Source organism: Rhodococcus sp. NPDC060084 (assembly GCF_042730335.1).
In the GTDB taxonomy this organism is placed as follows: domain Bacteria; phylum Actinomycetota; class Actinomycetes; order Mycobacteriales; family Mycobacteriaceae; genus Rhodococcus.
In genome coordinates this window covers 1-18,907 of record NZ_JBHWWX010000008.1, presented here as the reverse complement: position 1 = coordinate 18,907, position 18,907 = coordinate 1, and the positions used below count along the sequence as shown (strand labels likewise).

The 18,907-nt window shown below is 66.6% G+C and carries 16 protein-coding genes; 6 read left to right on the top strand and 10 right to left on the bottom strand.

Going from position 1 to position 18,907, the window contains the following annotated elements; translation table 11 throughout:
• Positions 1-8: 8 nt before the first annotated feature.
• The 9 genes from ACFWBU_RS06790 to ACFWBU_RS06750 form a co-directional block, all read right to left on the bottom strand.
• Positions 9-557 carry a nuclear transport factor 2 family protein gene (locus ACFWBU_RS06790; RefSeq protein WP_378527856.1) on the bottom strand — a complete coding sequence of 183 codons (549 nt, stop codon included), beginning with the start codon at positions 555-557 and terminating at the stop codon, positions 9-11.
• On the bottom strand, positions 554-1,990 hold the full coding sequence (locus ACFWBU_RS06785; protein ID WP_072698603.1) for an aldehyde dehydrogenase family protein: 1,437 nt from the start codon (positions 1,988-1,990) through the stop codon (positions 554-556). Before ACFWBU_RS06785 ends, ACFWBU_RS06790 begins: the two co-directional genes overlap by 4 nt.
• Before the next feature lie 63 nt (positions 1,991-2,053).
• Positions 2,054-3,760, bottom strand: a complete 1,707-nt coding sequence (locus tag ACFWBU_RS06780) for a thiamine pyrophosphate-binding protein (RefSeq protein ID WP_072698602.1) — start codon at positions 3,758-3,760, stop codon at positions 2,054-2,056.
• Positions 3,750-4,673 carry an SDR family NAD(P)-dependent oxidoreductase gene (locus ACFWBU_RS06775; RefSeq protein WP_378527855.1) on the bottom strand — a complete coding sequence of 308 codons (924 nt, stop codon included), beginning with the start codon at positions 4,671-4,673 and terminating at the stop codon, positions 3,750-3,752. Before ACFWBU_RS06775 ends, ACFWBU_RS06780 begins: the two co-directional genes overlap by 11 nt.
• A 45-nt stretch (positions 4,674-4,718) precedes the next feature.
• Positions 4,719-6,545: a flavin-containing monooxygenase gene (locus tag ACFWBU_RS06770; RefSeq protein WP_378527854.1), complete on the bottom strand. Its 1,827-nt coding sequence runs from the start codon at positions 6,543-6,545 to the stop codon at positions 4,719-4,721.
• A gap of 31 nt (positions 6,546-6,576) precedes the next feature.
• Positions 6,577-7,959 (bottom strand): SRPBCC family protein, encoded by a 1,383-nt coding sequence (locus ACFWBU_RS06765; protein ID WP_378527853.1) that lies wholly within the window; start codon positions 7,957-7,959, stop codon positions 6,577-6,579.
• Positions 7,960-7,985: 26 nt separating this feature from the next.
• Positions 7,986-8,831 (bottom strand): SDR family NAD(P)-dependent oxidoreductase, encoded by an 846-nt coding sequence (locus ACFWBU_RS06760; protein ID WP_169620565.1) that lies wholly within the window; start codon positions 8,829-8,831, stop codon positions 7,986-7,988.
• 7 nt (positions 8,832-8,838) lie between these two features.
• Positions 8,839-10,428 carry an SMP-30/gluconolactonase/LRE family protein gene (locus tag ACFWBU_RS06755; protein WP_378527852.1) on the bottom strand — a complete coding sequence of 530 codons (1,590 nt, stop codon included), beginning with the start codon at positions 10,426-10,428 and terminating at the stop codon, positions 8,839-8,841.
• A gap of 393 nt (positions 10,429-10,821) precedes the next feature.
• Positions 10,822-11,625 (bottom strand): FadR/GntR family transcriptional regulator, encoded by an 804-nt coding sequence (locus ACFWBU_RS06750; protein ID WP_378527851.1) that lies wholly within the window; start codon positions 11,623-11,625, stop codon positions 10,822-10,824.
• 121 nt (positions 11,626-11,746) lie between these two features.
• On the opposite strand from ACFWBU_RS06750, the gene ACFWBU_RS06745 reads away from it, so the two are divergent.
• The 5 genes from ACFWBU_RS06745 to ACFWBU_RS06725 are packed head-to-tail and all read left to right on the top strand — an operon-like array spanning position 11,747 to position 16,944.
• Positions 11,747-12,919 (top strand): acyl-CoA dehydrogenase family protein, encoded by a 1,173-nt coding sequence (locus ACFWBU_RS06745; RefSeq protein WP_296550851.1) that lies wholly within the window; start codon positions 11,747-11,749, stop codon positions 12,917-12,919.
• Complete coding sequence (locus ACFWBU_RS06740; RefSeq protein WP_296550852.1) at positions 12,916-13,869, top strand: acyl-CoA dehydrogenase family protein; 954 nt, start codon at positions 12,916-12,918, stop codon at positions 13,867-13,869. Before ACFWBU_RS06745 ends, ACFWBU_RS06740 begins: the two co-directional genes overlap by 4 nt.
• A complete protein-coding gene (locus ACFWBU_RS06735; RefSeq protein ID WP_296550853.1) occupies positions 13,866-14,663 on the top strand; it encodes an enoyl-CoA hydratase/isomerase family protein in 798 nt (265 codons plus the stop codon). Before ACFWBU_RS06740 ends, ACFWBU_RS06735 begins: the two co-directional genes overlap by 4 nt.
• The gene (locus ACFWBU_RS06730) at positions 14,660-15,856 is read left to right on the top strand and encodes an acyl-CoA dehydrogenase family protein (protein ID WP_378527849.1); all 1,197 of its coding nucleotides are present in this window, start codon (positions 14,660-14,662) and stop codon (positions 15,854-15,856) included. The genes ACFWBU_RS06735 and ACFWBU_RS06730 overlap by 4 nt, the downstream gene beginning before the upstream one ends.
• Complete coding sequence (locus tag ACFWBU_RS06725) at positions 15,853-16,944, top strand: acyl-CoA dehydrogenase family protein (RefSeq protein WP_378527848.1); 1,092 nt, start codon at positions 15,853-15,855, stop codon at positions 16,942-16,944. Before ACFWBU_RS06730 ends, ACFWBU_RS06725 begins: the two co-directional genes overlap by 4 nt.
• Before the next feature lie 37 nt (positions 16,945-16,981).
• Here the strand turns inward: ACFWBU_RS06725 and ACFWBU_RS06720 are convergent, their stop codons facing one another.
• Positions 16,982-17,623: a TetR/AcrR family transcriptional regulator gene (locus ACFWBU_RS06720; RefSeq protein WP_378527847.1), complete on the bottom strand. Its 642-nt coding sequence runs from the start codon at positions 17,621-17,623 to the stop codon at positions 16,982-16,984.
• 59 nt (positions 17,624-17,682) lie between these two features.
• On the opposite strand from ACFWBU_RS06720, the gene ACFWBU_RS06715 reads away from it, so the two are divergent.
• Complete coding sequence (locus ACFWBU_RS06715) at positions 17,683-18,861, top strand: alpha/beta hydrolase family protein (RefSeq protein WP_378527846.1); 1,179 nt, start codon at positions 17,683-17,685, stop codon at positions 18,859-18,861.
• Positions 18,862-18,907: the final 46 nt, after the last annotated feature.

Below are 18,907 nucleotides of genomic sequence, written 5' to 3'. Positions count from 1 at the left end.
GTAGCGGGTTACTTGCGTGTGGCGAGGTCGCCGGCGGCGAAGAACGCTTCGCTGTGATCTCCGGCGGCCTTGCCTGTGAACCGGTCGTCGCTGAACGGCGTGCCCATGACGCCCTGCGACCAGTCGACCGAGACGCCGTCGTCGCGGAACCAGTCGTAGAGCATCGTGCGTTCCGCGATCCGCCACTGCCCGTCGCGCTGCTCGAATCGATCGAGGTAGCGGCCGCCGAGGACGGTGTCTCTTTCCTCGGTCCCCGTGTCGACGCGGTGGTAGGCGACGACATGCGTTTCGGCGAGCAACGCATCACCTGCCGGCTCGATGTGGGTCTGACCGAGCAGATGCTGTGTCACCAGAACGGCGGGCGAGCCCGGGACGACCCATGCGAAGTACTCGTCGAACGACCCCGCGAAGATGCCGAAATCCACGGTCGCGTCCGGCCAGAAGGCGGCGCGGACGGACTCACCGTCCCGGCGGTCCTCGCCGCGCGCGAGCCCGACGACGCACGCACGGACTCGATGGTGTGCGAGAAGCATGCCGAGGTCGGGGTCTTCGCTCACTCCGCGCCGTCCTCGGCCGCGTAGCCGATCACGGCCTTGATCTCCAGGTAGTCGTGAAAGCCGAATTCGCCCCACTCGCGCCCGTTCCCGCTCTTCTTGTAACCGCCGAACGGGGCGCCGAAGTCGAATGCGCCGTTGATGGTGATGTTGCCTGCGCGGATTCGACGCGCGACACTGCGGGCCTGCTCGAGGTCCGCACCGGCCACGAATGCGGCGAGACCGTACTCGGTGTCGTTGGCGATGTCGACGGCGTGATCGATGCTGTCGTAGCCGAGGATCGTGAGGACCGGCCCGAAGATCTCTTCGCGTGCGATCGTCATGTCGTTCTTGACGTCCGCGAACACGGTGGGCTGCACGTAGTACCCGACGGCCAGTCCGTCCGGGCGCCCGACACCGCCGCCGACGAGAGTCGCGCCCTCGTCGATGCCCTTCTGGATCAGCGACTGGATCTTGTCGAACTGCGCCTTGGACACCACCGGCCCGATCGAGAAATCGCCCTCGGGGTCGCCCACGGTGATCTGCGACAGCGTCTGCGCCGCGATGTCGATGGCCTCTGCCATGCGTTCGCCGGGAACGAGCATGCGCGACCCGGCGCTGCAGGTCTGGCCCGAGTTGACCATCATGGTGGCGACGCCCGCTCCGACATTCGCGGCGAAGTCGGCGTCGTCGAGAATGACGTTCGGGCCCTTGCCGCCGAGTTCCTGCGTCACGCGCTTGACGCCGACCGCCGCGGCGGCGGCGATGTCGGCTCCGGCGCGCGTCGAACCGGTGAAGGACACCATGTCGATATCGGGATGGCCGGAGATGGCCCGGCCGACGCCGGCGCCGTCACCCTGGACCAGGTTGAACACGCCCGCGGGGACACCCGCTTCGTGCAGGATCTCCGCGAAGACCTGTGCGCTGAAGGGCGACTGCTCCGACGGCTTGAGCACCATGGTGCAGCCGGTGGCCAAGGCGGGGAACACCTTCACCGCGATCTGGTTGAGCGGCCAGTTCCACGGCGTGATCAGGCCGCAGACGCCGATGGGCTCTTTCGCGATGAGGGTGCCGCCACGCTGTTCCTCGAACGTGAAGTGCTCGAGTACGTCGATCGCGGTGGTCAGGTGCCCGAGTCCCAGGTTCACCTGGAAGCCACCCGCCAGCGCCTTCGGAGCGCCCATCTCCTCGGTCAGTGCGGACGCGAGATCGCCCATCCGCTGCTGGTAGAGGTCGAGGATGTTGCGGAGCACGCCCAGTCGCTGCTCGCGGCTCGTCCCGGACCAACCGGGAAAGGCGCGCCGGGCGGCTCCGACCGCTTTGTCGACGTCCGCGGCGGAGCCGAGCGCCACGATCCCCGCTACCTCCTCGGTGGCCGGGTTGACGACCTCGAAGGTCTCCGACTGCGCAGGATCGGTCCACTGCCCGTCGATATAGAACTTCCGGTACTCACGCATGTTTGCCCGATTCTCTCGTGTTGTTCGACCCGGATGTCACTGCCGGACTCCGGAAAGGCGCTGTCACTGCTGACCTTCGGCGTACCAGGTACGGAACTCGTCGTAGCTGGGCATTTCCTCCGAGTTGGCCTTGGGGTCGACGGCGACGTGGATGACGCCCGGCTTGCCGCTGGCGTAGGCGCGTTTGATCGCGGGCGCGATGTCTTCGTCGCGCTCGACGTACTCGCCGTAGCATCCGAACCCTTCGGCGACCTTGTCGAAGCGGGTGTCCTTGCTCCAATGGACGCCGGTTTCGAGCGATCCCTGACCGTAGGTGCGCTTGTAGACACCGACTTCCAGGCCCCATGCGTAGTCGACCGCGACGACGCAGACCAGCGGGAGACCGAGGCGCGCAGCCGTTTCCAGTTCGGCGATGTGGAACTGGAACGACGAGTCGCCGGTGATGAGCATCATCGGCCGCTTGCCTCCGGCGGCGACCCCCGCACCCACGGCGTAGGGGAGACCGGTGCCGAGATGGCCGAAGTTCTGGTTCCACATCACGTCGTGCGGCTTCGCCTGTGAGTACGTCCAGCCGAAGATGGTGGTGGCGCCGCCGTCACGGACCATGATGCCGTCTTCCGGGAACGCCTTGGTGGCCTCGACGATCAGGCGGGCCGGGTGCACGGGGGACATGCCGGACGGCGCGGTCTCCGCGAGCTCCGCCAGCTGATCGGCGTCCTGCTTGATCCAGCCCTCGAGTTCAGGCGACGGGGTGCGCGGGGTGTCCTTCAGCGCGTCGACGAGCTGGGGCACGATCGCTCGCAGGTCGCCGACCAGCGGAACATCGATCGGACGGTTCACTCCGATGGCCGAGGGGTCCTGTTCGACGAGGATCCAGTGACGGTTCGCCTCGTTCGCGACCCAGTGCCGTCCGCGACCGAAGTGCACCGGCTCACCGAGTTCGGTGCCGATGGCCAGGCACAGGTCGGACTTGACGACCGCGTCGATCGCGGCGGCAGAGAAGCCGTACGGGAAGGTCCGGTCCTCGAGTCCCTCGATGTAGGAGGTGCCGCCGGAGGTCTGGATCACCGGGCAGGCCATCAGGTCTGCGAGTGCCTTCACCGACGCGCCCGCGCGTGAGGTGTGGACACCGTGACCGACGAGGAGAACGGGTTGCTGTGCAGCACCGATCAATTCGGCAGCCTTGGCGACGAGGTCCGCGCCGGCGGTCTGCCCGACGAGGCGGTAGGCCTCGGGCGGGAGGACCGGAGGAACGTCGAGTTCTTCCTGGATGACGTGCTGCGGGTACTCGATGTACACGGGACCGGGGGTGCCGGAGAGTGCTTTGCGCAGACCCTCGCGGATGATCTCGTCCGTCTGCTCGGCGTATTCGATGCTCGCGCTGTACTTCACGGAGTTCTCGACCAGTGCCATCTGCTGCACGAACTGGATGCGTCCGCGCCGGACACGCTGCTCGGTGATCCGCGCCCGCTGCCCGCCCAGGAAGATGACGGGGGAGTTCTCGACCTTGGCGCACATGATGGCGCCGGCGAGGTTCGCCAGTCCCGGCCCGAGCGTGCCGATGCACAACGCGGCCTTGCCCGTCATACGGGAGACGGCTTCGGCCATGAAGCCGGCGGACTCTTCGTGGTGGGGCGCAACGACGTTCCAGCCGCGCTCCTCCGCGAGATGGAAGAGATGAACGAAGTTCGGATCGGGAATGCCGAACAGGGTGTTGATGCCCTCGGCTTCGAAGAGATCCAAAATGCGCTCGTAAACCTTAACCGACATGCGTACTGCCCTCCATGGCTATCGCAAAGCTTTTGGTGATGTGGTCGACGTGACCGGAGACGGCCGGCAGAATCCACGGATCATCCGTGTTCCGGATGGCGTCGATGTTGTCCGCGACCTCGTCGATCGACCAGGACGGCCGGTACACGCCGGGGGTTTCGGCGACGAACACCTTCGCCACCCGTCCGGCGATCGCGGCGAACATTTCGCCGGTGACCGAGCAGGACTCGTGGGCGAGCCACCCGACGACCGGTGCGGCGAGTTCCGGTCCCATCGGGGGGTACGACGAGGTGTCGAGCCCGTCGGCCAGCCTCGTCAGAGCTGCCGGAATGATGACGTTGGACTTCACGCCGTGCGCAGCGCCTTCGATCGCGGCCACGTTGGACAGCCCGATCATCCCGGCTTTCGACGCCGCGTAGTTGGCGACGTTCGCGTTGCCGTAGATGCCCCCGATGGACGAGGTCAGCACGATCCGCCCGTATCCGGCGTCACACATGAGCGGGAAGGCCGGACGGACGACGTGGAACGCCCCGCGCAGGTGAACGTCGAGAACCGCGTCGAAGTCCTCGTACGACATCTCCGACAGCGACGCGTAGCGATTGTTGCCCGCGTTGTGGACGAGGATGTCGATGCGTCCGTAGTTGTCCAGCGCGGCCTGGACGATCGCCCGGCCACCTTCGGCGGTCGCGACGGACTCGGTGCAGGCGACGGCCTCGCCGCCGGCCGCCCGGATCTCCCGGACCACTTCTTCGGCCGGACCGGAGTCCACGTCCTCTCCGCTGATGGCGGCGCCCGGGTCGTCGACGACGACCTTGGCACCCAGGGATGCGAGCAGGAGCGCATAGTCGCGCCCCAGCCCGCGGCCGGCGCCGGTGATCACGGCGACGCGGCCGTCGAACCGCAGGTCAGACATCGGACACTCCTCGCGCCGTCGCGATGCGGGGGTAAGATGTGCGTGTCACTTCTCGAGCACCAGGCCCTCCAGTGTTCCTGTGCTACGCCAGTTTTCGAGGAGTTCGGTGAGTTCGTAGAAGCCACCCCAGAAGGGATCGCCGAGGAACGAACGGCCGTTCGGCTCACCCTCGCTGTTGTAGTAGCCGGGAGTGCACTCCGTCGTGAAGGTGCTGTTGTCCACCGAGTACGTCCGGACGGTCTGAATCCAGTCCTCCTCCGCCTCGGCTGTGGGCTCGACGACGGTGGCGCCGCGGGTCTGCGCTTCCTTGATGATGTAGGCGATGTGGTCGGCCTGCTGCTCGAACATGAGGGTGGTCGACGCGGTGACACCGCCCTGGACGAACCCGGTCGCGAAGTGGTTCGGGAACCCGTGCGCCATGATGCCGTGCAGCGTGCGGAAACCCTTACCCCAGTGGTCGTAGAGGGAAGTGCCGTCGCGGCCCGCGAACGGCGCGATATCGAACTGGCGCTCGAGCGCGGTGGTGATCTCGAATCCGCTCGCGAAGACGATGCAGTCGAACTCGTGCTCGACACCGTCGAGGACGATGCCCTTCTCGGTGATCCGTTCGACACCCTTGGTTTCCGACACGTCGACGAGGGTGACGTTCGGGCGGTTGAACGTCGGAAGGTACTCGTCGTTGAAGACCGGCCGCTTGCACATGTTGCGGTAGTACGGCTTCAGTTTCTCGGCTGTCTCGGGGTCTTCGACGATCTCGTCCACCCGGCGACGGAGGCGCTCCATCGCCCGGTAGTCCTCGATCTCCTTCAGTTCCATGAACTTCGCCGGATCCGCCAGCGCGGCCCAGCCGTTGGTCTCGTTGAGCTTGGCCGCCATGTTGCGGGCGACCTCGGTCCACCCGTCGCAGATCAGGTCGGGCTCGCCCGGGTTGTAGAACGCGAAGGCAGCATTGTGGAAGTTGCGCTGCCGCGCCGCGCGCCAGCCCGGTTCGAGGCTCTCCACCCATTCGGGGTCGGTCGGGTAGTTGGCCCGCTCGAAGATGTAGGACGGGGTCCGCTGGAACACGGTCAGGTGCTTCGCACCGCGCGCCAGATGCGGGATCGCCTGGACGCCGCTCGACCCGGTGCCGATGATGGCGATCTTCTTGTCGGCAAGCTTGTCGAGCCCGCCGTGCAGGTCGCCACCGGTGTAGTCGTAATCCCAGCGGGCGGTGTGGAACGTGTGGCCCTTGAAGTCGGTGATCCCGGGGATGCCCGGAAGCTTCGGGCGGTTGTAGGGACCTTGTGCCATGACGACGAAGCGAGCACGGATCTCGTCGCCCCGGTTCGTGCGGATCTGCCAGCGATCGATCTCGTCGTCCCACTCCAGGGAGCGGATCAGCGTATGGAAGATCGCGTTGTCGTACAGACCGAAGTGCTTACCGATGCGCTGGGCGTGTTCGAAGCATTCGTCCCCCTTCGAGTACTTCTCCTTCGGCATGTAACCGGTTTCCTCGAGCAGGGGGAGATAGCAATAGGCATCCGAGTCGATCTGGATGCCGGGGTAGCGATTCCAGTACCAGACGCCACCGAAGTCGCCGCCCAGTTCGACGATGCGGAAGTCGGTGACGCCGGCCTGCTGAAGACGATGTGCCGCGATGAGACCGCAGAACCCACCGCCGAGGACGACCACCTCGATGTCGTCGGTGATCGGTTGCCGTGGCACGACCGGCATGTGGGGATCGCCCTCGTAGAACTCCGCGAACTCGTTGTCGGCTTCGAGGTACTGTTTCTGGCCCTCGGGGCGAAGTCGCTTGTCGCGCTCGGCGAGGTACTTCTCTCTGAGGGCGGGGATGTCGACGTCGGGTGTCTGGGTGGGGGCGCAGTTCTTCATGCGGAGATCCTCGGGCTAGGGGGGAGTCGGGTCAGGCGAGGTCGCGCGGAGCGCCCGTACCCATGTAGGTGGCGAGATTGTGATGGAGATTGACGACGCTGCGTTCGCGGTACGGATTCGGCTTGGGGCCGGAGAACCCGCGGGTCTTCATGCCCTTTTGAACAGCGGCCATGTTGTGGAAGTCCTGGGGAAGCACCGTGCGCCAGCCCGGGTCGTCCGCGGGGGTGTACTCCCATTCCGTCTTCGGCTCCTCACCGGCGGGGAAGAGTTCGTACACAGCGGCTTCGAAGATGCACTTGTCGGGGTCGTCGCCGTAGAGACGGGCGCTGTAGCAGAGCATGTTGTTGAGGGCATGCCCGATCTGGAAGTTCGGGAAGATCTGCCACGCGGTACCGCTCTGGGCGACCACTTCGGGCGGAACGGTCGGCCACACCACGCCGCGTGCCTCGTCGTCGCGGCGGGCCGAATCGAGCCAGTGGCGCAGCACCTGATCGGGAGGCGTGCCTTCGGGCAGCTCGTCGATCAGCCGCTGTGCGGCGTCGACCAGAGTCCGGGTGGTGTTGGTGTTCGCGTTCTCCCACGTGAAGTTCTGCAGCTGGATGGTGGCCTTGCGCGCGTCCGGGCCATTTCCGACCCGGAGTTTCGCCTGGTTCTCCTCCATGCCCTTCGGCGCGTCGTAACCGATGTTGCTGTGCTTGCCCTGTGCTCGCGACCACCCCAGGAAGTTGCCGAAGTTCATGAACTCCGGATGGGTGTACGGCACGTGGTAGGTCTCCATGAAGGCTTCGAGCGCGACCTTCCAGTTGCAATCGAAGACCAGCCACTTGCGCCAGCGGTACCGCATGTTCTCGAGCTGGAAGTGGTCGAGCAGGGAAGCCGCGGGCTCGAGGTACTCCCGCAGGGGCTCGGCCTCGGGGTCCATGTTGATCCAGATCCAGCCACCCCAGGTGTCGACCTTGACGTCCACGAGGCGGGAACGCTCCGCCGTCAGGCTTTCCCGCCAGTCGTCCCGTTCCGGCGCAAAGGTGTTGTTGCCATCCAGGTCGTAGCGCCATCCGTGGAAACCGCACACGAACTGCTTCGCGCACCCGTGTGCTTCGCGGGCACCGGCAGGGGTGTCGACGAGCCGGCGGCCCCGGTGCGAACAGACATTGTGGTACGCGCGGATCGTCTCGGGGGAAGTACGCACGACGATGATCGAGTCGTCGAGAACCTCGTAGGTGAGGAAGTCCCCGACCTTGGCGAGTTCCTCGACGCGGCCGACCTGTTGCCACACCTTCGCCCAGAGCTTGTCGCCCTCGGCGCGTGCGTATTCGCGGGAGGTGTATGCCTCCACGCCGATCGTGAGCGGGGTCGAAAGCGGGTCGGTGGTCGCGGTGGCGGTGTCTTCGATGTTGTCGACGGTGTCGGTCATGGGATCTCCTCTGAAACCGTGCTGTGTCAGCGGGTGATGGCGGCGCGGAAGGTGTCGTCCTTGAGGAACAGCGAGGTGTGGTCGGCGCCCATGTGGGTCCACTTCAGGTTCAGTCCGCCGTCCACGAGGATCGTCTGCCCCGTGACGTAGCTCGACAGGTCGGACAGCAGGAAGAGAATCGCTCCCGCCTGCTCCTCGGGCTTTCCGCGGCGACCCATGGCGATCGCACGACGGTCCCGCTCGGGATCCTCGTCGACATAGGTGCCCGAGGCGGGGGTCTGGGTGACTCCGGGCGCGACGGCGTTGACGCGGATGTTGTCGGTGGCCAGTTCGACGGCCATGGTGCGCGTCGCGGCGACGAGTGCGGCCTTGGCGGTGCCGTATCCGATGTGGAACGGTGCGGTGTTCATGCCGCTGATCGACGAGATGGAGACGATCGAGCCGGGCAGCGACTGCGACTTCAGTTCGGCGGCCACCGCCTGGCTCATGAAGAACATCGTTTCGAGGTTCTGCGTGAACAGTGCGCGCCAGTCGTCGCGTGTCACCCGCGTGGCCGGCATCCAGGTCGCAGGTGCGGCACCACCGGCGACGTTGACCAGGCCGTACAGGTCGCCGTCGGTGCGGCGGGCCTGCTCGATGACCTTCGCGATGCCTTCGTCGGTGGACGCGTCCGCGGCCACAGGGATTACCGATAGTCCCTCTGCTGCAAGCGGTTCGATGTGCTTGGTGAGATTCTCCTCCGAGCGGCTCACCGCGATCACGGTCGCGCCGGCCTGGGCGGCTGTTCGCGCCACCGATGTGCCGATGCCACCGCCTGCCGCTCCGGACACGATGACGATCCGGCCGGTGAGATCGACGAATTCGTTGCTCATCGGACGCTCACTTCCCTTCGCGGAGAGCGAGGACGCTGCCCTCGGCGTCGGCGGAGATGTACAGAGTGCCGTCGGGGCCCGCGGCGATACCGGCGAACGGTCCCTGTGGACCGGCGAACGGGATGATCCCCTTGAGCGGCTTGGGGGTGACACCTTCGGGCGCGCCGACCGGCAGGTGCCGGGCGATGATCTGCTGCGCCTTGGTGTCCAGGTCCACGCTGATCAACTGCTTCGACCCGGCGTCGACGATGTAGAGCTTTCCGTCGCGTACGAGGATTCCCTGCGGTCGTTCGAGACCGTCGACGAGCGTGTCGACGCCACCGCTCGTGACGGAGACGACGCGACCCGCCCCGGCTTCGGAGACGAGAAGCGTTCCACCCGCGGTGAATGCCACGCCCGTCGGATCCTGAAGTCCCGAGGCCAGCACTTCCGACTGCCCGGACCGGACGGAGTGCACCTTGCCGGTGCCGAGGTCCGCGACCGCCACGGTTCCGTTCCCGGAGACCGCGACGCCGTAGGCCTGGGAGAGTCCGTCGAAGAGCATCTCGCTCTCGGCGGTGGAGGGACGGTAGCGGGAGACGTGAGTGTCGCCGGCGACGATGAAGTCGCCGTCCCCGACGGCCGTGACGCCGCGGATGTAACCGGGCCAGCCGGGGTGGAAGAGCATTCCTGCCGTGTGCAGTTCGCCGTCCGAGCCGAGCGCGAGCAGGAAGGTTCCGTCGGCGACGAAGAGGGTTCCGTCTGGGCCCACCGTCAGATCCAACGGCCAGGTCAGCCCGTCGGCGAGGGCCGTTTTCGTCTCGCCGCCCCCGAGCACCTCGGTGATCTGCCCGGTGAAGCTCGACACGAACAGGCGGTCGCCGACGAAGGTGAGATTGTCCAGGCCCGAACCGATGTCGGCGATGACAGTGCTCTCACCGTTGCGGGGGTCGATGCGCAGCACCTGTCCCGACGCGACCTGGGGAGAGATGATGTAACCCTCGGAATCGAACTTCAGCGCGACCGGCACGCCGAGGTCGCCGGCGACACGTTCCGGTTCGCCGCCATCGGGATCGATACGCCAGATGTCGTTGGTGCCGAGCATCGGGTAGTACAGCTTTCCGTCCGGCCCGACTTCGAGGGCGTTGGGGAGCTGGAGGCCCTCCGCAAGGACCTTGGGTGCACCGCCGTTGAGGTCGATCTCCATCAGGCGACCGTCGGGACGGCATTCGTCGACGAACAGCCGGCCCTGGTGGAACGTGATGCCGTTGGCGCCGGGAAGGTCGTCGCGCAACAGGCGGGTGCTTCCGTCCTTGCCCCGCACGCTGACCCGGCCGTCGTAGTACTCGGTGATGTAGAGCTCGCCGTCCGGGTGGAAGGCCAGGTCGTCGGGCGCGGTGATGTCGCTGCCCATGGCGCTGATGGTTTCGAGTTCCGCGGTCCCGGGGTCGAAGGCGCTGATCTGGCTCCCGGCCACCTGCGCAACATAGATGCGGCCGTCTGCACCGGCACGGATGCCGTTCGCGCCGAACAGCCTGCTGGGAGGGGTGAGCCGTTCGAGGCTCCACCCTTCCGCGAGGCTTGTCGATGAACCTGTGTAGCGCGACCCTTGCGTCAAGGTGGGTCCCCTCCTGTAAGAGAACGCAGTTCTGCGTATGACGAGAACATGGTTCTGCCGTTATGGGCGCGAGAGTGGCCGTACTGCGAGGCGTATGCGAAGAATCCGTGTAAAAAGTAGTGACCTAAGCCACTCCCGGCTGCGTTTCGCAGTTAACCACGAACGCAACAGCGTTACAAGTATTGTTATCCTTACAATGATAGGTCGGTGCGCGCCTGGACTCCGACGAGAACTACATTCTCGTCTGATCGGTACGGAGATCCGGGAGGGGTCGGGCCCGATGCCGACTCGGGGGCCGGTCACACGCGAAACGGCCGGGCACGGCGTCGAAACGCGGTGCCCGGCCGTTCGGTGGCGTACCGGGTGGGATATTCCGGTGGAGTAGGGGAGTGCTTACATTCGCGAACGCCTACCGGCGCGAATGGCGTTGCGCTCCAATGCGGCCGACGCATTGACCACGCTGTCGCCGAAGCGTTCGAGCACGAGAGTCTGGGTCGCGGCGAGATGGATCCGAGCGAGTCGTTCCGCCTCGTCGGCGCGGCCTGCGGCGATCTCCCCGAGTATCCGTTGGTGGGCGCGCACGGCTTCGTTCGCGTCCTCTTCGGCCGGGTACTCGCCGCGTCGGGTCAGGGCCTCTGCCCAGGCCTCCTCCTGCGCGGACCACAGGGCGACGTAACTGCTCACGGCGTACCGGATCGTCACATTGGGTGTGAAGGAGACGACGAGATCGTGGAATTCGCGCGCTGTCTGGGTGAACGCGACGCCGTCTCCGACGACCTCCGCGGAACTCTCGATGGAAGACTCTAGGACGGGTACGACCACTTCGAGTCGATCCTCACGCCGCGCGCACTCGGCCGCGCACATCGGCTCGAGCATCTGCAGGCCGGCCGCGAGGTCGCGCAGGGTGACGCGGGCGCCCTGGAGCGAGAGTCCGAGGTGGTAGGCGGCGGAGAACTCGTCGGGGCGATGGACTTCGGCGCCGCCGACGTTGCCCCGGCGTACGGTGACGAGTCCTTCGGTTTCCAGGATGCGAAGTGCTTCCCGGATCGAGGGGTAACTGACGCCGAAGTCCTTGACCAGCTGGTCCTGTGTCGGCAAACGGTAGTTGTCGTCGGACAGGATGTGGTCGCGCAATTCCGCGGCAACGGTCTCGGCGATGCGGCGTTGGGGCACCCGGCCGCGCCGCGGGGTCGTCACGAAAAGCGCCTTCCATACATGGAACGTCAGTCTAGCGACAGGCCGTCTTTTCTACCAAGTATTGCGAGGTTAATTCTCTTAAGCATTGCTATCCTTGTTAGGATTGTCGTAATGTCCGGGCATGGACTTCACGATGGGTGGGGCGGCCCCGGAACTCCGGAGTGAGCTGCGCCGGCTGGTACACGAGCACGTCCCCTCGCACTTTCTCGGCGCGTTCACGGACGACCCTGCCGATCTCGAAGCGGCACAGGCGTTCTGCCGGCTCCTCGCCGACCGTGGCCTGCTGTGCATGACGTGGCCCGAGGAATTCGGCGGTCGTGGAGCGTCGATCTGGGAGCAGACGGTGGTCCGCGAAGAGATGTGGGCGCACCACGAGCCCAGGGGCGCACAGTATATGGGCGTGAACTGGGTGGGACCGACGATAATGCGTCACGGGACAGCAGACCAGCAGAGCACCCATCTGCCGCCCATCGCGCGGGGCGAGGCAATCTGGTGCCAAGGGTTCAGTGAACCGGGATCCGGATCGGATCTCGCCTCGTTGCGGACCGCTGCGCGCCGTGACGGCGACGGGTGGCTCATCTCAGGCCAGAAGATCTGGACCTCCTACGCCACGATGGCGCAGTGGTGTTTCCTGCTGGCGCGAACCTCGACCGGCGCGCGGAAGCAGCAGGGCCTCACCGTGTTCCTCGTGCCGATGTCCGATCCTGCCATCGAGGTCCGGCCCATCCGCGCCATGCTCGGTCCCCATCACCTCAACGAAGTGTTCTTCGACAACCTCCGTGTCACCGACGCCGATGTTCTCGGCACGGTGGACGAGGGCTGGAAAGTGGTGCAGGAAGTGCTCGCCTACGAACGGGTGGGCATCGCCCGGTACGCCCGATGCGAGCGTCTCCTGCAGGCGGCGCCGTCGGTCCTCGGCGACCGGTGGGACGATGTGCCGGACGAACTGAAAGCACGCTGGGCCAGGATGCTCACCCATTGCCGTCGTGCCCGGCTTCTCGCCTACCGGGTGGTGTCGCTGCAAAGCGGCGGCGACGTGCAACCGGGCGACGCGGCGGCATATCGGATCGCCGTGACCACCCTCGATCAGGACAGCGCCGAGGTGCTCACCGAGATAGCCGCCTACGCCACACCGCCCGACGACGATGCGAACGGATTCGACGACGACACCGCCAAGTGGTTCCGGCGCGCGGTCGAAGATCACTGGCGGTATTCACAAGCAGCCACCGTGGCATCGGGAAGCATCGAGATGCAGCGGATCCTGCTGGCCCGAACCCTTCTGGCGGCATCATGAACACGGACCTGAGCACGGAAGCAACCGACTACGGACGCGAAGTGGTCCGAGCACTGGAAGCGGCCGGAGGTGACGACCTCACTCTGGCAGTCGAAAACGACCCCGACCGTCGCCGAACGACCGTGGCACCACTGCTCGGTGAGCTGGGTGCGTGGGACCTCGATCCGCGTGGCAACGCCGACGAACTCGAGGCATCCGCCGCCCTGTGCCGCAGCGTGGGCTACTGGGCGGTGCCCTACCCGGTTGCGGAACGGTTGGCGCGCCCGGCCGATCTCGACGTCGACGGACTGCTCGTCGTCGCGGACTCCGACCCCAAGGCGCCCGTCGGATGTCTCGATCTACGGTGGGCTGCAGTCTCGCTGGACGGCCGGCGCAGTATCGCGGTGGCCAGGCCCCCGAGCACCCCGCCGAGAACCTCGGCATTCGTCGCGCAACTCGACCTCCAGCCGGTCGACGACAACGGTGCGAGCGACCTCGCGCTCGCACTGACCCTGCCGTGCTGGACGCTGCTCGGAATGCTCGACCGGGCAATGGCGTTGACGCGCTCGCACGTGCTCCTTCGTGAACAATTCGGCGCGCCGCTCGCCACGCTTCAAGGTGTGCAGTTCCAGCTCACCGAGGCGGAAGTCGAACGCACCGGACTGGACGTACTCGCGAAATACACACTGTGGAGCATCCAGGCCGGCAACGCCGAAGCGCTCGACGATGCGCTCGCACTGCGCCTGGCGGCCGTCGAAGCTGCACAGACGGTGTTTCGCGTCGCGCACCAGTTGCACGGCGCGAGCGGGTTCTGCGACGAGACGACGCTGTCCTGGATCTCGCGGTACAGCTTGCCGATACGGCGCATCCCGTGGGGACCGTCCGGGACGCTCGACGCGTTGACCCGCCGGATCGGCCGGCGTGGACTGACGGGATTGTTCGGTGACGCTCACGAGAAGGCGATGCGATGAACTACGAATTCCCGGGCGCGCTGACCGTGACCTGCGACGGGCCGATCCGCATCGTCGAAATCAACCGACCCGACGAACTCAACGCCGTCGACAAGACTCTGCACCGGGCACTGGCGACCGTGTGGCGGCAACTGGCGGCCGACACCGATGCCGCGGTGGTGATCCTCACCGGAGCCGGCCGCGCCTTCAGTGCGGGTGGTGACCTGGACTGGATCACGTCGTTCCTCGACGATCCGGTCGGGCGCGACGAGAGCATCCGCGAGGGCGCCGAGATCATCGACGAGATGTTGCGCTTCCCGCTCCCCGTGATCGCCGCGGTCAACGGTCCGGCCGTCGGCCTCGGCTGCAGCGTCGCGGTGCTCTGCGACGTCGTCCTCATGTCGGAGAAGGCATACCTGGCCGATCCCCACGTGGCAGTCGGTCTTGTCGCGGGGGACGGTGGCGCCGCCTTCTGGCCGTTGCTCACCCCGATCATGCGGTCCCGGGAGTATCTCTATACCGGAGACAAGATCACGGCGAGCACGGCGGTCGAACTCGGCCTCGCCACCCGCGTCACCGCACCCGAGGATCTGTTGCCCGAGGCGCACCGCCTCGCCGCCCGGCTCGCCGCGCAACCCGCGCAGGCATTGCGGGCTACGAAGCGAGTGGTCAACATGTACCTGTCCCAAGCGCTCGGCGGTCCGATGCAGGCCGGTTTCGCGGCCGAGGTCGCGACCATGCAGTCCGCCGAGCATCGGGACCGGCTGACCGCGCTCCGGAAGAACGCGTCGAGACAGAAGGAGCCGACGCGATGAAGGCTGCGGCCCCTACGCTCGCGGAATTCCGGGCCACGGTCCGCGACTGGTGTCGCGACCACGTTCCGCCCGACTGGCGCCGTGCGCAGACCGGAGTGCCGGACGACGAGTTCGTGCGATTCCAGAAGGAGTGGTTCCGGACCCTGCGCGGCGCAGGATTCGCTGTGCCGCACTGGCCGAAGGAATGGGGCGGCGGGATGCCGGTCGCCCAGCAGGTCGTGCTGTATCAGGAGCTGGCCGCACACGACGCGCCTCGTCTGGTCCTGCCCTTCGTATCGATCCATCACGCCGCATCGACGCTGCTGGCGGCGGGCACCGACGCGCAGCGGGAGCGCCACCTGCCCGCGATCCTCGACGGAGAGATCTGGTGCCAGGGGTTTTCGGAACCCGGCGCCGGATCGGATATGGCTGCGCTCACGACGAGCGCACGCAAGGACGGCGATACGTACGTCGTCAACGGGCAGAAGCTGTGGGCGAGCGGTGCGATGCACGCCGATCGGTGCCTCCTGCTCGCCCGCACCGATCCCGGCGCCCCGCAGCGCCGCGGCATTTCGTACTTCCTGATGGATATGCGCACACCGGGAATAGAGGTACGGCCCATCCGGCAGGCGACCGGAGAATCGCACTTCTGTGAGATCTTTCTCGACGACGTGATACTGCCGGCGACCGACCTCGTCGGTCCCGAGAACGAAGGCTGGCGGGTCGCACAGGAGACTCTCGGGGCCGAACGCGGGATGACCATGCTCGAACTCGCGGAGCGGCTGGGCAACGGCGGATTCCGGTGGCTCGTCGAGTTGTGCGCCCGACCGGGTCCGCTCGGGACGACGCCACTCGACGATCCTCTGGTCGCCGACCGACTCGCCCAGTTCGAGATCGAACTCACCGGACTGCGAGCGCTGTGTGCCGAGTTCGTCGCGGATGATCGGCCCGGCCCGGCCGATGCGTCGATCGTCAAGCTCTATTACAGCGAATTGCTCCAGCGCATGACCGATTTCGGCACCGAAATCGCCGGTCTCTCGGCCCACACGCAGCTTCGCAAGCCGTCGTCGAGCGGGTGGGAATCCGGTGCGTGGGTTCTGGATTTCATCGGGTCGTGGGAATGGACGATCCCGGGCGGAACCAGCGAAATCCAGCGCACCATCATCGGGGAACGCGGCCTCGGCCTGCCCTACGAACCGAGAGGCAACCGATGACGGAGTCGCTCACCGACCTTTCCGAGTTCCACGACGACGTGCGCGCGGTTGCCCGAGACATTCTCGGGCGATCGGGAAGCGAAACTGCGCCGGAGTGGGAATCGATCGCCGGCTCCGGTTGGCTGGGATTCGAGGCGCCGGGGGAGTTCGACGGTGCCGACGCGTCTTTCGCGGAAGTGGCGGTGGTCCTCCGCGAGATCGGTCGTGCCGCCGCTCCCGGCGGATACCCGGCGGTCGCCGTACTGGCGATGGGGGCGCTCGGTCTGCTCGAGCCGTCCGCGAATCGTGACCGGATGCTCCGCGACACCGTCGCGGGGACCTCTGTTCCGGTTTTCGCCGCAGCAGGTGAGCCCACGGGCCGGGTACCTTTCCGTCTCGGGTACGTGCCGGGCGGCGCAGTTCTCGACGGCACGGCACCCTTCGTTCTCGGGGCGCCCGGAGCGGACCGGATTCTCGTGCCCGCCGAGGAACCCGACGGGACGGTCGTGGTCGTCGACGTGGATCGGCGAACTCCCGGGCTGATGGTCACCGAGCAACCGGTGATCGACGCGACCCGCAGTTTCGGTTCCGTCCTGGCGGCAGAGTTACGTGTTCCCTCCGAGTCGGTGTGGCGATTCCGCGGCGACCCACGGGAGGCGATCGGGCACCTTCACGACCGGGCCGCGGTGGCGGTGGCATGCGACAGCCTGGGTCTGAGCGAGGCGATGCTCGAGGCCACGGTCGCCTACGCCGGCACGCGGGAACAGTTCGGCCGCAAGATCGGTTCCTTCCAGGCCGTCAAGCACGCGTGCGCCGACATGCTCGTTCAGGTGACGGTCGCGCGCAGGCTCGTCGACGCGGCCGTGCGCGGCATCGCGGGCGGGGACGCGGACGCGTCGGTCGCGGCATCGATGGCGAAGTCCTATGCCTGTGCCGGAGCAGTCGAGATTGCCGGTAAGGCAATGCAATTGCACGGCGGTATGGGGTACACCTGGGAGAGCGGTATCCACGTGTACCTCAAGCGGGCGACGCTCAACCGTTCGCTGTTCGGCTCACCGGCGCTGCATCGCGCGCGTGTGGCGGAACGGTACCGGGCCGGAACCCGATGACATCGAAGAGTGTTGGTGGTCGCCGAGCGTCCACCTCTCACCGCTGAGGTACACGCAGCATCGCGCACGCAATGTCGAGGACTTCGGTTTCGAACGTCGTCAGGTCCGGTGCAGCTGCGCTGTCCTCGGCGCGCTCCCAGGTGGCGAACGACCCGATGACGAAGCGCACCATCAGCCCGACCCGGCGCCGGGCGGCGCTGTCGGGAAGGTCGAGCACTTCCGCGATCCGGGTCAGAAGAGCGGTCAGCACGTCGAGGGACTCATCGCTGGGGTAGTAGTCGGCTCCGACGTCGTCCGGCCCGGGAACAGCGAGCAATTCGAGCGGTGCGGCAGCGAGCCACTGCTCGTTGAAACGGGCCCAGTAGCTCGGGTTCCCACGAGCGACCTCTGTGGCGATCGGGTGGACGTACGCGTACACGAGGCGCTCGAGTGTAGGTGGCGCGTCGCGTTCGGCGACTTCCACGAGCGTGGCGCGTTCGATGTTGATCCGCGGCGCGTGCCGGGTCCAGACCGCGTCGAGCAGCCCGTGCCACGATCCGAAGTGGTAGGTAATCGCGGAGTTGTTCCGCTGACCCGCGGCTTTGGTGAGTTCGCGCGCGGATGTCCCGTGAATTCCCTTGAGGGCGACGAGTTTCTCCGCGGCGTCCAGCAGAGCGAGGCGACCTGTTGACACTGCCATCCCCCTACTGTACTAAGAAGCTCACCTGAAATATTAATACGTTCTTCTTAGGGAGCTCCATGAACGACTCCTCCACCCGTTCCGTCCTCGTGGCCTTCGTGCTCGCCTCGATGCTGGGCCTCGCGGGGTGCGCGAACGGCGAATCCGCGGAAGGAGGTGAGCTCTCGCCCGGATCGCTGGTCACCCACCGGGCGCTGGCCACCGCTGCGGCGCTCCCCAGCGCGGTACGCACCGAGTTGATCACCTATGTGTCCGAGGACGCCGTCGGACAGCCGGTCCTGGTGTCCGGCACTGTCGCGATCCCGCGAGGCGATGCTCCGGAAGGCGGATGGCCGGTTGTCAGCTGGGCCCACGGCACGACGGGGGTCGGTGACGCGTGCGCTCCGTCGGCCGATACGGCCGGCGGACCTGCGCACAGTTACGTCTCGAGGGCGGGAGCGATGCTCGATCGCTGGGTCGCCGACGGCTACGTCGTGGTCCAGACCGATTACGAAGGGCTCGGTACGCCCGGCGGGCATCCGTACATGAACGGCGAGAGCGCACGGAACTCGGTCGTCGACATCGTGCGTGCGGCACGCGAACTCGATGCCGGCGTCGGAAGTCGGTGGACGGTGATGGGGCACAGTCAAGGTGGGCACGCCGCCTTGTACACGGCGGCCGGTGGTCTCGACCGCGCTCCGGAACTCGAGCTACAAGCGGCAGTGGTGCTCGCGCCCGGGAGCAGGACCAGCGACGTCGCGGGATTCTTCGCGTCCGGCGGCCCGGGGATCGAGCAGGCTCTGAGTTTCCTGCCGGTTCTTCTGCTGGGTGCCGAGGCGGCCGACCCGAGCCTGTCGGCCGATGCGATGCTCACCGACACGGCGCGACCGTTGCTCTCCGCCGCCCGCACCGGATGCATGGACGATGTGCGTGCTGTGGCCGACACGGTTCCCGTGGACAACCTGTTCGCGCCGGATGCCGAGATGAGCCGTATCGGGGAGTACTACGCGACCCAGGAACTCGAGTCACTCACGCCGGTCGTGCCGACACTGGTCGTGCAGGGCACCGCGGATGTCCTCGTCTCCCGGGCGGCCACCGACCGGATCACGGAAGCGTTGTGCGGCAACGGTGCCGCACTGAACTACAGCGTCTACGACGGCGCCGATCATCGCGGTGTGCTGGAGGAATCGCTGCCCGAGGTGAAGTCTTTCGTAGACAAAGTGCGCAGCGGCGAAGTTCCGGAGCCGACCTGCGGCTGACGCTCACCACGTTGGTAGCTTTCTGCCCGCTCAGCGGGCAGAAAGC

Excerpts from the sequence above, each read along its gene's own strand:
- ACFWBU_RS06785 (WP_072698603.1), bottom strand. The coding sequence starts at position 1,990 with ATGCGTGAGTACCGGAAGTTCTATATCGACGGGCAGTGGACCGATCCT.
- ACFWBU_RS06780 (WP_072698602.1), bottom strand. The coding sequence starts at position 3,760 with ATGTCGGTTAAGGTTTACGAGCGCATTTTGGATCTCTTCGAAGCCGAG.
- ACFWBU_RS06775 (WP_378527855.1), bottom strand. The coding sequence starts at position 4,673 with ATGTCTGACCTGCGGTTCGACGGCCGCGTCGCCGTGATCACCGGCGCC.
- ACFWBU_RS06770 (WP_378527854.1), bottom strand. The coding sequence starts at position 6,545 with ATGAAGAACTGCGCCCCCACCCAGACACCCGACGTCGACATCCCCGCC.
- ACFWBU_RS06765 (WP_378527853.1), bottom strand. The coding sequence starts at position 7,959 with ATGACCGACACCGTCGACAACATCGAAGACACCGCCACCGCGACCACC.
- ACFWBU_RS06760 (WP_169620565.1), bottom strand. The coding sequence starts at position 8,831 with ATGAGCAACGAATTCGTCGATCTCACCGGCCGGATCGTCATCGTGTCC.
- ACFWBU_RS06745 (WP_296550851.1), top strand. The coding sequence starts at position 11,747 with ATGGACTTCACGATGGGTGGGGCGGCCCCGGAACTCCGGAGTGAGCTG.
- ACFWBU_RS06740 (WP_296550852.1), top strand. The coding sequence starts at position 12,916 with ATGAACACGGACCTGAGCACGGAAGCAACCGACTACGGACGCGAAGTG.
- ACFWBU_RS06735 (WP_296550853.1), top strand. The coding sequence starts at position 13,866 with ATGAACTACGAATTCCCGGGCGCGCTGACCGTGACCTGCGACGGGCCG.
- ACFWBU_RS06730 (WP_378527849.1), top strand. The coding sequence starts at position 14,660 with ATGAAGGCTGCGGCCCCTACGCTCGCGGAATTCCGGGCCACGGTCCGC.
- ACFWBU_RS06725 (WP_378527848.1), top strand. The coding sequence starts at position 15,853 with ATGACGGAGTCGCTCACCGACCTTTCCGAGTTCCACGACGACGTGCGC.
- ACFWBU_RS06720 (WP_378527847.1), bottom strand. The coding sequence starts at position 17,623 with ATGGCAGTGTCAACAGGTCGCCTCGCTCTGCTGGACGCCGCGGAGAAA.
- ACFWBU_RS06715 (WP_378527846.1), top strand. The coding sequence starts at position 17,683 with ATGAACGACTCCTCCACCCGTTCCGTCCTCGTGGCCTTCGTGCTCGCC.